The sequence below is a fragment of the Streptomyces prunicolor genome (assembly GCF_045162825.1).
Classification (GTDB): domain Bacteria; phylum Actinomycetota; class Actinomycetes; order Streptomycetales; family Streptomycetaceae; genus Streptomyces; species Streptomyces prunicolor.
The window spans coordinates 1,256,687-1,269,210 of the sequence record NZ_CP108676.1; the positions used below are offsets into that span (position 1 = coordinate 1,256,687).

The 12,524-nt window shown below is 69.7% G+C and carries 10 protein-coding genes; 3 read left to right on the forward strand and 7 right to left on the reverse strand.

Annotation, left to right across the window (positions count from 1 at the left end; genetic code table 11):
• Positions 1–84: 84 nt before the first annotated feature.
• The 4 genes from OG588_RS05705 to OG588_RS05720 form a co-directional block, all read right to left on the reverse strand.
• The gene (locus tag OG588_RS05705; protein WP_405946322.1) at positions 85–1,902 is read right to left on the reverse strand and encodes an ABC transporter family substrate-binding protein; all 1,818 of its coding nucleotides are present in this window, start codon (positions 1,900–1,902) and stop codon (positions 85–87) included.
• Positions 1,903–2,152: 250 nt separating this feature from the next.
• On the reverse strand, positions 2,153–3,193 hold the full coding sequence (locus OG588_RS05710; RefSeq protein WP_405946323.1) for an NUDIX domain-containing protein: 1,041 nt from the start codon (positions 3,191–3,193) through the stop codon (positions 2,153–2,155).
• A gap of 143 nt (positions 3,194–3,336) precedes the next feature.
• The gene (locus OG588_RS05715) at positions 3,337–3,531 is read right to left on the reverse strand and encodes a hypothetical protein (RefSeq protein WP_405946324.1); all 195 of its coding nucleotides are present in this window, start codon (positions 3,529–3,531) and stop codon (positions 3,337–3,339) included.
• 30 nt (positions 3,532–3,561) lie between these two features.
• Positions 3,562–4,533 (reverse strand): TIGR01777 family oxidoreductase, encoded by a 972-nt coding sequence (locus OG588_RS05720; RefSeq protein WP_405946325.1) that lies wholly within the window; start codon positions 4,531–4,533, stop codon positions 3,562–3,564.
• A 184-nt stretch (positions 4,534–4,717) separates the two neighbouring features.
• Here OG588_RS05720 and OG588_RS05725 point away from each other — a divergent pair, with 184 nt between their 5' ends.
• Positions 4,718–6,742 (forward strand): NPCBM/NEW2 domain-containing protein, encoded by a 2,025-nt coding sequence (locus OG588_RS05725; protein ID WP_405946326.1) that lies wholly within the window; start codon positions 4,718–4,720, stop codon positions 6,740–6,742.
• 64 nt (positions 6,743–6,806) lie between these two features.
• Here OG588_RS05725 and OG588_RS05730 read toward each other — a convergent pair whose 3' ends face one another.
• Positions 6,807–7,760, reverse strand: a complete 954-nt coding sequence (locus tag OG588_RS05730; RefSeq protein WP_366094365.1) for an ROK family protein — start codon at positions 7,758–7,760, stop codon at positions 6,807–6,809.
• Between the two features lie 179 nt (positions 7,761–7,939).
• Between OG588_RS05730 and OG588_RS05735 the strand changes: the two genes are divergently transcribed.
• A complete protein-coding gene (locus tag OG588_RS05735; protein WP_366094364.1) occupies positions 7,940–9,004 on the forward strand; it encodes a LacI family DNA-binding transcriptional regulator in 1,065 nt (354 codons plus the stop codon).
• Positions 9,005–9,011: 7 nt separating this feature from the next.
• Positions 9,012–9,740, forward strand: a complete 729-nt coding sequence (locus tag OG588_RS05740; protein ID WP_405946327.1) for a hypothetical protein — start codon at positions 9,012–9,014, stop codon at positions 9,738–9,740.
• A gap of 25 nt (positions 9,741–9,765) precedes the next feature.
• Here the strand turns inward: OG588_RS05740 and OG588_RS05745 are convergent, their stop codons facing one another.
• Together OG588_RS05745 and OG588_RS05750 are read right to left on the reverse strand one after the other, a co-directional pair.
• Positions 9,766–10,218 (reverse strand): hypothetical protein, encoded by a 453-nt coding sequence (locus OG588_RS05745; RefSeq protein WP_405946328.1) that lies wholly within the window; start codon positions 10,216–10,218, stop codon positions 9,766–9,768.
• 63 nt (positions 10,219–10,281) lie between these two features.
• Positions 10,282–12,522, reverse strand: coding sequence for a serine/threonine-protein kinase (locus tag OG588_RS05750; protein ID WP_405946329.1), 2,241 nt, complete (start codon positions 12,520–12,522; stop codon positions 10,282–10,284).
• Between the last annotated feature and the right edge of the window lie 2 nt (positions 12,523–12,524).

Here is a 12,524-nt window from a genome sequence, read left to right on the forward strand (position 1 = left end):
CCGTCCGGGCCGGGCCCGGCCCCGGTGTGGACCGGGGCCGGGCTCGACGGGCGTGCCGGTGGAGCTGTTCCCTCGGGCGGTGGGCTACTTCTTCAGGCCCCACGTGCCGGTGTTGTAGGCCGGACCCACGTTGGTGGAGTTGTTCCGCATGTTCACGAACCGCGTCTGCGTCGCGAAGAACGTCGGCTTCTGGTAGAGCGGCAGCACGTAGGCGTCGTTGACCATGAGCTGATCGGCCTGGTTGAGGAGGGCCGCGGCCTTCGTCGCGTCCGTCTCGCCCACGGCCTGGGAGATCAGGGCATCGGCCTTCTTGTCGCTGTAGCCGCCGTAGTTGCCGCCACCGCCGGTGAACCAGTTCTGCTGGGCGCCACTGCTCGGGAACGGTGCCGCGACCCAGGCGAAGACGATGATGTCGTACTGGTGCCCGGCGAGGACCGTACCGAGGTCGGCGGCGCCGATCGGCTTGATCGTGACCTTGATGCCGAGGCTCGCCAGGTTGCTCTGCAGGATCTGGCACTCACTCTGCCGGATCTGGTTGCCGGTGGTGTAGCGGCAGTTGAAGGGTCCGACGGTCTTGCCGTCCGGTGTCTTCAACGCCGTGCCCACACCGGTGAACTTGGCGGCCGTGAGATACGCCTTCGCCTTGGTCAGGTCACCCGACCCCTGACCGGTACCGGTGACCACGTCCTTGTAACCGGCCTGCCCGGGAACGAAGTTGTGGTTGCCGAGCGGCTTCACGGACGGGTCGAACTGGCCGACCGTCTTGGCGATGATGTCCTTGATGTTGATCGCCGTGAACATCGCCTGCCGCAGCGCCAGATACTTCCCGAGCACCGGGTTGTGCAGGTTCAGGTCGAAGTGCTCCCAGGTCAGCCCGTTGCCGATGGTGTACGTGACACCGGGAATGTCCTTGACCTGGTTGACCAGGTCGACCTCGGGCTGCGGATAGATGCCCTGAACCTCGTTGTTCTTCAGGGCCGTCGGCTCCTGGGTGGCGTCCGAGATCACCTTGAAGATCAGCCGCTGGAGCGTCGCCTTCTTCGCACCGGTCCACTTGGGATCGGGCACGTAGGTGGCGTGGTCGTTGTCGACCCACTGCTGCATCTTGTAGGGGCCCGCCGTGGGGTACTTGGTGGGCGGCGTCTTCAGGAAGTACTGCCAGGCCTGCGCCATCTGGGCGGCCGTCATGGCGGTGGCGTCACCGGCCTTGGCGCCGGAGATCTTCTCCGCGGTGTGGGCCGGATAGAGCGGATAGCCCGCGCCGAACAGGGACTTCCAGTCGGAGTACGGCTGCGACATCACCATGGTGAGGGTCTTGCCGTTGTCGGCGGGCGTGAGGGACTTGATCCGGTCGTAGCCCGCGGTGCTCTGCGGCAGACAGCCCTTGGTCTGCGTGGAGTCGCTGGCGGGCGGCGGCGGGCAGTCCTTGCCGTTGTTGGTGCGCCAGTAGTAGATGAAGTCGTCGGCGGTGATGGGCGTCCCGTCGTTCCACGCCGCCTTCGGGTTGATCTTGTAGACGATGGTCTGCGGGCTGGCGCTGGTCTGCGTCGCCGAGGTCACCAGGTCGGTGTTGAGCGCGACGGTGAAGTCCGGCTGGGGTATGAACACCTGCGGCAGGACGACCTCCAGGGCCTCCCCGTTCTCGAAGGTGTTGCCGTTGACGTCCTGGACGTTCCACTGCTGGATGTTCTTCTCCAGCACATAGGTGTACGTCCCGCCGGACTTGGTGGTGGCCGAGTTGCAGGTGTTGGCCTTGCCCACGGTGTTGCAGGACGTGAGCCCGGCCGAGCTGCCCTTGCTGGAGTCGCCGCCCCCACCGCCGCTGCTGCAGGCGGTGAGCACCAGGACGAGCCCGGCGGCGAGCGTGAGGGCCCGGGTGAGGGCCGAGGATGGCACGCGCATGTTCCTCTCCTTCGACCGGCGAAATGTCCGGTCCCATAGAGGCGGCCGACGGCCGCGAGAGAACTGAGCTGCGCAAAGACGTTAGGGCTCGGATGTTCCTTCTTCACGTTCTTGTTCATACCGGGAAGGCGACGATTCACCCTCGCTTTGTTATCGGAATCCTCCACACCCCGCAAAATCGCCAGGTGGTGTCCCTGGTATAGCAAAGCCCCGTCCAACATCGTTGATCAGAGCGCAAATTGACGCCCCGTCAGCCAAGTGGTACGCCCGCCTCCAGATAGAGCGCGGCGCCACGTTCACGGGCCCTGAGCGCCCAGCGCAGCCGCTCGTAGCGGACCGGCGGCAACAGGTCGGCGGCCTCCTGCTCGGTGGCGAAGCACCAGCCGCGCAACTCCGGTCCGGGCAGCAGCAGCCGGTCGGCCACGGCGGCGTCCAGCCGGCCGCCGTCGAAGAGGAGGCGCAGCCCGCCGTAGCCGGGTGGTGCGGGCGGTTCCCAGTCGACGACGAGCAGCCGGGGTACGTCGTCGAGCACGATGCCGGTCTCCTCGGTGACCTCGCGCATGCCGGCCCGGGCGGGTGCCTCGCCGGGTTCGACGACGCCGCCGGGGAACTCCCAGCCGGCCTTGTAGGTGGGGTCGACGAGCAGCACGCGGTCCTGTTCGTCGAAGAGGAGCACCCCGGCCGCGAGGGTCTCCGAGGTGGGCTCCGGGGTCTGCACGATGTCGCAGACGGGCACGGCACCGCTGCCGACGGCGCCGGCGATCCGGGCGGCCGTCTCGTACGGGGTGAGCGCGCTGGTGTCGACGAGATGGGCGTCGGCGGTGAGCCAGGAGCCGAGCGCGGCGCGGTACGACTCGATGTGGTCGTAGGCCCACTGGCGGGTCCGGATCTCGCCGTCAGGGAGGTCCGGTGGGACCTCCCGGTCGGCTATTCGCTCGCGCAGGATCGTTTCCGCCGGAGCGAGGAGGACATGCCGGACCGTGACCCGGCGGGCCGCGAGACCGCCGAAGATCTCGTCGCGGTACTCCTGCCGCAGCAGGGTCATGGGAACGACAAGGGTCCCGCCGAGCTCGCCGAGCATGGCCGCCGCCGTGTCGATCACGAGCCGCCGCCACATCGGCAGGTCCTGGAAGTCGCCGACCTCTGCGAGGTGCTTGGGCGGGAGCAGATACGGAAGTGCTCCGCCGATGACCTCGGGGTCGAAGAGCGTGCTGTTCGGGATCAGTTCGATCAGTTCCCGTGCGGTGGTGGTCTTGCCTGCACCGAACGCGCCGTTGATCCAGACGATCACGGACAGTTCCCCCTCTTCTGTTGGCCCCCTGAGGCTTGCCCGTTCCACCCTGCCACGGAAACCAGCCGCAGTTGAGGGCGTACATACGACGGCGCCGGTGCCCCCTCCGACGAGGCACCGGCGCCGCACACTTACGACGGGTATCAGCTGTTCTGTCCCAGGACCCCTTCGTCGGCGGCGAAGCTGCCGTCGCTGACGAGGTGATCCATGGCACCCACGGTGTCCTTGACGTTGAGATCGCCGAGCACCTCGTGGTCGTGGGAGTGCGACGGGGAGATCGCGGCGACGACGAACCCGGTGGCGAGGGAGGCGATGGCCAGCATGCTGCGCTTCTTCATGCCCCGTTCAACTGACGAAGCGCGCCGGGGTCACGCCCGGACGGCCCGCCGGATGGAACCCGCGCCGCCCCGTGCCCGTCGTACGAGGTCCACGGCCGCCTCGGGCCACTGCGGATGGTCGAAGGTGAACCCTTCGGCCAGCAGCCGTCCCGGGACGACCCGGCGGCTCTTCAGGAGGAGTTCGGTGTCCGAGCGCAGCGCGAGGGCACCCAGTTCCGCCATCCACTTCGTGGCGGGCAGCCCGACGGGGACGCCCCGAGCGGCGCGCAGGACGCGCATGAAGGCCCGCTGCGGAAGCGGTTCGGGGGCGGCGAGGTTCACCGGCCCGGCGATGTCGTCCCGGTCGACGAGGAACTCCACCGCGCGGACGAAGTCCTGGTCGTGGATCCAGGAGACGTACTGGGCACCGCCCGCGACCGGCCCGCCGAGCCCGAGCCGGACCAGTCCCGACAGGACGTCGAAGACACCGCCCCGGTCGGGGCTCATCACCATGGCGGCGCGCAGGGCGACCTTGCGGGTGTGCGGGGTGTCGGCGCGCTCCTGCGCGCGTTCCCAGTTCTTGGCGATCTCGACGCTGTACGACCAGTAGTCGGGTACGTCGGGTTCGGCGCCGCCGATCACACCGGTGGCCTCGTCGTTGGGGGCGTCGTAGCGATGGGCGTAGACGGTGGCGGTGCTCATCTGCAGCCAGACGTGCGGCGGGCTCGCGGCGGCGGAGATCGCCTCGCCGACGACCCGGGCCGAGTGCACCCGCGAGTCCATCATGGCCTTCAGGTTGGCGGGGGTGTAGCGGCAACTGACGCTGCGGCCCGCCAGGTTGATGACGACGTCGCTGCCGTCGATCTCCCGGGCCCAGGTGCCCAGGTTCTCGCCGTCCCACCACACCTCGCGGTCGCGCGACGGCCGCCGGGTCAGGACGACGACCTCGTGACCGGCCTCGGTCAGGGCGCGATCGAGGATCGCGCCCACCTGTCCCGTGCCACCGGGAATGACGATCTTCACCGGGCTCCCCCTTCTGTCGGGAGGGAGCCTAGCGCAGAAAGTTGAACGCGTTCAAAACGTGCGCGATGGAAAGTCGAACAATAAATACGCAACTCTTCCAACAGAGTTCGACACGTCCTACCGTAATCGCGCACATGGCATGCACAGGAAGTGATCCCATCTTTCGCGAGTCCGGAGGAACGTAATGACGCGTCACCCCCACACCCGCACGACCCGCCGAAGAGTGGTCGGAGCGCTCGCCGCAGGCCTGTTGTGCACGGCGGGCCTCGCCGCGCCGGCCGTGGCCGCACCCGCACAGGACCCCGTCTCCCCCACCCTGGCCGACGGTCAGGCACTCACCCCTCCGATGGGTTTCAACAACTGGAACTCCACCAACTGCCGTGCCGAGTTCAACGAGTCGATGGTCGAGGGCATCGCGGACATCTTCGTCAACAAGGGCCTCAAGGCGGCCGGTTACCAGTACGTCAACCTCGACGACTGCTGGGCCCTGCCGAACCGCGACGCCGACGGCAAGCTCGTCCCCGACCCGGTCCGCTTCCCGCACGGGATCAAGGCGGTCGCGGACTACGTGCACTCCAAGGGGCTCAAGCTCGGCATCTACACCAGCGCGGGCACGAAGACGTGCAACGACGCCGGCTTCCCCGGCGGCCTGGGCCACGAGTACAGCGACGCGCAGCAGTTCGCCGACTGGGGCGTGGACTATCTCAAGTACGACAACTGCAACAACCAAGGCGTGGACGCCAAGTTGCGCTACAACACGATGCGCGACGCCCTGAAGGCGACCGGTCGGCCCATCGTCTTCAGCATCTGCGAGTGGGGCGAGAACAAGCCCTGGGAGTGGGCCGCGGACGTCGGACATCTGTGGCGCACGACCGGTGACATCAGCGACAACTGGGGCTCGATGCTGTCGATCCTCAAGCAGAACCTGCCACTTGCCCCCTACGCGGGACCCGGCCACTGGAACGACCCGGACATGCTGGAGGTCGGCAACGGCGGCATGACGGACACCGAGTACCGCTCGCACTTCTCCATGTGGTCGATCATGGCCGCACCTCTTCTCATCGGCTCGGACCTGCGCACGGCGACCCCCGCGACCTTCGACATCCTCGACAACAAGGAGGTCATCGCGGTCGACCAGGACCCGCTGGGCAAGCAGGGCAACGTTGTCACGTCCGAGGGTGGACGCTGGGTCGTCGCCAAGGAGATGAAGGACGGCAGTCGTACGGTCGCGCTCTTCAACGAGTCCGGCAGCGCCCAGCGCATCGCCACGACCGCCGCGGCCGTAGGCCTCCCGAACGCCCACGCGTACGCCCTGCGCGACCTGTGGCAGCACAAGAGCTACAACACCGCGGGCGCGATCTCCGCGGCCGTCCCGGCCCACGGCACGGTCCTCGTACGGGTCTCGGCCGACCGGCACGCGCTCAAGAACCCGCCGGCCGTCGAACTCGGCCTGGACAGCGCTCCGTTGATCCAGGCGGCCACCTCGACCCCGCTCACCACGACGGTCACCGACCTGGGCCGCACGACCGCCGAGCATGTCTCCGTGAGCCTGACCGGGTCCACGGGCTGGAAGGTGCGGGCCAAGTCGTCGACGACCGCGAAGGCCGTACGGACCGGCAAGTCGCTGCGCACGAAGTGGACGGTCACCGCTCCGGCGGGGACGCCGACGGGGTCGTACGACCTGACGCTCAAGGCGAGTTACCGCTCGCCAAGTGGCACCCGCGTCAGCAGCACCCTGCCGTTCACCGCGTCCGTGGTGGTGGCACCACCCTCGGGGACCTCGTACCTCGGCGATCTTCCCTGGATGTCAACGGCCAATGGATACGGGCCCGTTGAGCGCAACACCAGCAACGGGGAGAGCACCGCGGGGGACGGTCATCCGATCACCCTCGGTGGAGTGGTGTACGCCAAGGGACTTGGTGTGCACGCCGAGAGCGACGTCGAGTACTACACCGGGAAGGCGTGCGAGAAGGTCACCGCGGACGTCGGTGTGGACGACGAGAAGGGCGCCAACGGGACCGTCGCCTTCGAGATCTGGGCGGACGGTACGAAGGTCGCCTCGACCGGCGTCCTCACCAACGCGATGCCCGCCCAGCCGGTCACGGCGGACGTGACCGGCGCCCAGGTGGTCCGACTCGTCGTCACCGACGGCGGCGACGGGATCGACTCGGACCACGCGGACTGGGCGGACGCTCAACTCACGTGCTGAACACGGCACTTCGCACGTCACGGAGCGAAGGTCGCTGAACGAACGTTTCGGCCAAGTCGGTTGCTCACACCCCGGCCGAGGTCGCGCTCGCCCGCCCGGCGAGCGCGGCCGCGGCCGCTCCCACCAGCCCGGCGTCCGTGCCCATCTGAGCCGGCGTCACCGTCAGCCGCTGCACGAAGGACAGCGTCGCGTAGTCGCTCAGCGCCTTCCGCAGCGGCGTGAACAGCACGTCACCCGCCTTGCCGACTCCCCCGCCGATCACGGCGATGTCGATCTCGACGAGGGTCGCGGTGGCCGCGATACCGGCGGCGAGGGCCTGCGCGGCCCGCTCGAAGGAGGCCACCGCGATCGGGTCACCGGCCCGCGCGGCGGCGGCGACGGCCGCGGCCGAGGCATCGCCGTCCGGGCCCGGCCGCCAGCCTCCCTCGACCGCCCGCCGGGCGATGTTGGGACCACTGGCGATCCGCTCGACGCAACCGCGCGAACCGCACGGGCAGGCGTCGCCGTCCAGGTCCACGCTGATGTGGCCGATATGGCCCGCGTTGCCGGTCGGCCCGGGGTGCAGCTGCCCGTTGAGGACGAGGCCGCCGCCGACTCCCGTGGAGACGACCATGCACAGCGCGTTGGCGTGCCCGCGCGCGGCGCCCTGCCAGTGCTCGGCCGCCGTGATCGCCACGCCGTCGCCGATCAGCTCGACGGGCAGGTCACCGGCCGCCGCGCGCACCCGCTCGACGAGCGGAAAGTCGCGCCAGCCGGGCACGTTGACCGGGCTCACGGTGCCGGCGGAGGCGTCCACGGGACCCGCGCTGCCGATGCCGAGGGCGCTCGCGCGGGACCACGAAGGTGATGCGGTGAGCTCCGCGAGCACCTCCTCCACGGCTCGCATCACGGTGTCGCCGTCGTCCTGCGAGGGCGTCGGGCGCTGTGCTCGCACCAGGATCTTGCCGTGGCCGTCCACCAGCGCCCCGGCGATCTTGGTGCCGCCGATGTCGAGCGCGGCCACGAGGTCGGTGTGCATCAGTGTCAGATCTCCCCGTCAAACATGAGAACCACCAGAAGGTGAGTTGGGCCGGTCTCGCGGTGGGGGCGCAGGCCGGAGATATTCGGTGGACAGTCTCTCTCGCATATGACAACGTTGTCCAGGCTCTATGCTCGACGCCACATCCTCATACAAACCCATGGACCTATGCATCCCCCGTGGACGACAGGACAGGACAGCGCATCGTGCCAGAGACCGCCCGCCGCCCCGAGAACCGCTACGGCAACCGTCCAACTATGAAGGACGTGGCCGCACGCGCGGGTGTCGGCCTGAAAACGGTGTCTCGTGTGGTGAACGGCGAGCCGGGCGTCACCCCCGACACCGAGCGCCGGGTCCAGGAAGCCATCGACGCCCTCGGCTTCCGCCGCAACGACAGCGCCCGCGTCCTGCGCAAGGGCCGCACGGCCAGCATCGGCCTCGTCCTGGAGGACCTCGCCGACCCGTTCTACGGCCCGCTCAGCCGCGCCGTCGAAGAGGTCGCCCGCGCGCATGGTGCCCTGCTCATCAACGGCTCCAGCGCCGAAGACCCGGACCGCGAGCAGGAGTTGGTGCTCGCGCTGTGCGCCCGGCGCGTGGACGGCCTTGTGGTGATCCCGGCCGGCGACGACCACCGCTATCTGGAGCCGGAGATCAAGGCGGGCGTCGCGACCGTGTTCGTGGACCGCCCGGCCGGGAAGATCGACGCGGATGTCGTCCTGTCCGACAGCTACGGCGGCGCGCGCGACGGCGTCACCCACCTCATCTCCCACGGCCACCGGCGCATCGGCTTCATCGGCGACATGCCCCGCATCCACACGGCCGCCGAGCGACTGCGCGGGTACCGGGCCGCCATGGAGGACGCGGGCATACCGGTCGAGGACGCGTGGATGTCCCTCGGCGTGACAGACCCGGTCCGGGTGCGCCGGGCGGCCGAGGAGATGCTGACCGGTCCCTCCCCCGTCACCGCGATCTTCGCCGGCAACAACCGTGTGACGGTGACCGTCGTCCGGGTTCTCGCCGAACAGTCCCGCCGGATCGCCCTGGTGGGCTTCGACGACTTCGAACTCGCCGATCTGCTCCAGCCGGGGGTGACGGTGGTCGCGCAGGACGCGGCGACGCTCGGGCGTACGGCCGCGGACCGTCTCTTCCGACAGCTGGACGGCACGCTGATCGCGCCGGAGCGGATCGAGCTGCCGACGAGGCTGATCACCCGGGGCTCGGGCGAGCTGCCGCCGTCGGACTGAGCGGCGGGTGAACCCCCCTGTGGGCGACCGTACGTTGGAGGCCCTGGGGCTGGCCGGGGCGCCGCGCGAGGATCCCCTCAGCTACCCGGGTGTGTGGCCCACGGAGTCCGGACTCCTGGTCGGCGACCGCCTGTTGCCCCTCGACGACCACCCCCCGTACGCGAACCGCACCCCGGTCCTCGCCATCGGCTCCAACGCCTGCCCCGGCCAACTGCGGCACAAGATGGCCGAGTTCGGGATCACGTCTCCCGTCCCGATGCTGAAGGTACGGGTCACGGGTGTGGACGTCGGTGTCTCCGCGCATGTGAGCCGCGTGGGGTATGTGTCGGCGTCGCCGGTCCACGCGCCCGGTGTCGTACGGGAGTTGTTCGTGACGTGGTTCGACGCGCGGCAGCTCGCGGTGGTGGACGCGAGTGAGGGGGCGTACGACCGGCCATTGCTGCCCGAGCCCCAATGCCATATCGAACTGGGCTCAGGCGAGTTGTTGCGGGGCGTGTACGTCTACGTCAACCGGCATGGCGTCCTGCACGACGGCACGGGAGTACCGCGTCGGCACCCGGGCGAGCGGGCGCTGCTCACCGAACTGCTGGGTAGCTCGGCGGCGTTGAGAGCGTTGTTCGGGCGGACGCCGGAGGAGTTCTGCGAACGGGCGCGGGCCGACCGGGAGTTGTGCGAGCGGGGTACGAGGCTGTTCCGGGAAGAGGGGCTCGTGACGATGTCGGGTCTGGAAGGCTGAGCGACCATTCACGCACCTCGCCGGCCTAGTGCCAGATCCAGGCCCCGATGAGGGCGAGGCAGCCGGCGAGGAAACCCAGCGCGGTGGCCAGTTGGAAGCGGGGCGTTCCGTCCCGGGGAACCCTGAGCGCCTCCATCGGCTCGTCGGTCCGCTGGAGCGCGATGTAGTCGGCTGCGCCCACGGTCACGGCACTCAGCGCCTCGGACGGCTCACCACCGGGGGCGCAGCGGAAGGAAGTCGGCTCCCCCGGTTCCACCATGGCTGTCAGTGTCGGGCTGGAGCACCAGGCGATCTTCAGTTGCAGCCGATGAGGGCCGACCGGCAGGTCGAAACGCAAGGTTCGTCCGCGGCCGATCAGGCCGACCTGGGTGTCGTCGATGAACACCTTGTAGCGCCGGAACTGATCACGGCCACCGTCCGGTGCCCTGGACACCACGATGGTGCCCTGCTCCTGCTGATCCGCGTCTGTGGCTGGCACGTTGTCCACCACCATCACCTCATGCGATCGATTCCGGGAATTCTGACAGTTCCCAGAGAGACTTCAACAGACCGGCAGCCCCGGAATCGGCTCGTCGTTGTCCCCGCCCTTCAGGTAGACGTCGCTGACATAGACGTTCGTGTTGCCGCTGTCATCGTCCGTCTTGGCCCACCAGACGTTGGTCCACTGACCGTACGTCTCGCGGCGGCCCAAGTTCTGTTGGCAGTAGAAGTAGTTGGTGCCCGCGCCGAGCACGCCGACCTCGGTGCCGGACGCGGTGTAGGACTTGGCGCTGCGCCACACCTGGCAGTTGTACTTGCCGCCGCCGATGGACTGACAGACGGACGCGGGACTGGAACTGGGCGTGGCTCCGCCCGTCGCGGGGGCGCCACCGCCGACGCTTCCGCCGCTGGAGGACGTGGACTTGCTCGGGGCGACGGTGAGATCCTGCCCCGCCGCCGTGCTCTCTCCCTTGCCGGTGTGCTGCTGCGTCGGCGCCTGGGTCCTGTCGCCGCCCTGCTCGGTGGGCTTGGGGTCTGCCGAGCGGTCGGCGTCCGTACGTCCACTGGGCGAGGCGGGGCCGACCCCGGCCTGAGGTGAGGCGCTGGGCTGCGAAGTGACCGTGCTGTCACCGGAGTCGACCATGCGGGCGACGACCACTCCGGCACCGGCGAGGACTGCCACTACGGCAGCGGCGGCTATCAGGATGCGGGCCTTGCGGCGGGGTGCGGCCGACGGGTGGGTCATGGGATCGGTCGGCAGGGAGGGGTCGGGCGCGGGGGTCACGGAGGCCACGGGGGCCACCGGAGCGAGGGGCGGGCCGAAGCCTTGGGGTACGAATGTGGGAGTTGGCGTGGAAGGGGGCGTGGCAGCGGACGCGAAGGCATCCGAACCCGGTCGCTCGGAAGAGTCGGGGCCCTGCTCTCCCGCTCCGCGCAGGCCTGCCGCACCCGCCCCGTACGCAGCTGCTCCAAGTCGCCCTGGCGACCCAGCTGTTGACCCTCCTGATCCGGACCGCCCCGAGGCGTCGCCCGCGGCCTCCTCCGGTCCCGCTCCCTCGGACGAACCCTCGGTCCCCGGCCCACCGCCTCCGGCCGGCTCGTCAGTGCCGAAACCCAGCCCGGCTGGAGCCGAATGGTGCCCAGCCCCGAGACCCTGCCCGCTCTCCGCAGGCTCAGCGGCGCCCGCGCCCCGGACCCCAGCCCCAGCCCCAGCCCCAGCCCCAGCATCGGGATCGGGATCGGGATCGGGATCGGGATCGGTACCTGCCGGCACCGCCCCCGCTCCCCCAAGTCCCGCCGCCCACAACTCCGTTGGATCCTTCGACTCCGTCGACGCCTTCGGTTCCGGAACCCCCGCTCCCGGCCCCGCGCTCCCACTCCCCCGCGACTCCACCGCTCCGAACCTCGGCGGCACCGCAGGGATCCCGCCCCCGGTCGACCGCAGCACAGACGTAGGCAAATCCACCCCCGGCGCCGCCGCAACCCTCTCCAACAACTCCCGCGCCGAATCCGCCCCCGGCCGCAACTCCGCCCGCTTCTCCAACAGTTGCCGCAGAACGGGCCCAAGTCGGCCCGCCCGCCGGGGTTCCGGCAGCGGCTCGGAGACGATCGCCGTGAGGGTGGAGTACGTGGACGTGCGGCGGAACGGCGACGCACCCTCGACCGCCGCGTACAACGTCGCGCCCAAGGCCCAAACGTCCGACGCAGGGCCCGGGTCCGCGCCCTGCGCCCGCTCGGGGGCCAAGTAGTCCAGGGAGCCGATGAGTTCACCGCTGCGCGTGAGGTGGGTGGCGGAGCCGTCACCCGGGTCGTCCATCGTCGCGATGCCGAAGTCCGTGAGGACGACCCGGCCCGAGCGGTCCAGGAGGATGTTGCCCGGCTTCACATCGCGGTGCAGGACGCCCACGGCGTGGGCCGCGGCCAGCGCCTCCATCACCTTCGCGCCGATCCCGGCCGCCTCGCGCGGATCGATCGGGCCGCGCTCCGCCAACACGTCGTCCAGGGACGGACCGTCGATCAACTCCATGACGATCAGCGGGCGTCCGTCGACCTCGGCGATGTCGTGCACGGCGACCACGCCGTGATGGCGGACCCGCGCCGCCGCCCGCGCCTCGCGCTGCATCCGCAGGCGCAGGTCGGCCAGTTCGGGTCCGTGGGCGTCGGTGAAGGTGCGCAGTTCCTTGACGGCGACCTCGCGGCCGAGGACCTCGTCGACGGCCCGCCACACGACGCCCATGCCACCGCGCCCGAGTCGGTCCACGACGCGATAGCGCCCGGCCAGCAATCGGTCGACCTCGTCCACGC

Coding starts and splice junctions, on each gene's coding strand:
- OG588_RS05705 (WP_405946322.1), bottom strand. CDS start 1,902: ATGCGCGTGCCATCCTCGGCCCTCACCCGGGCCCTCACGCTCGCCGCC.
- OG588_RS05715 (WP_405946324.1), bottom strand. CDS start 3,531: ATGAAGAAGCGCAGCATGCTGGCCATCGCCTCCCTCGCCACCGGGTTC.
- OG588_RS05725 (WP_405946326.1), top strand. CDS start 4,718: ATGACGCGTCACCCCCACACCCGCACGACCCGCCGAAGAGTGGTCGGA.
- OG588_RS05730 (WP_366094365.1), bottom strand. CDS start 7,760: ATGCACACCGACCTCGTGGCCGCGCTCGACATCGGCGGCACCAAGATC.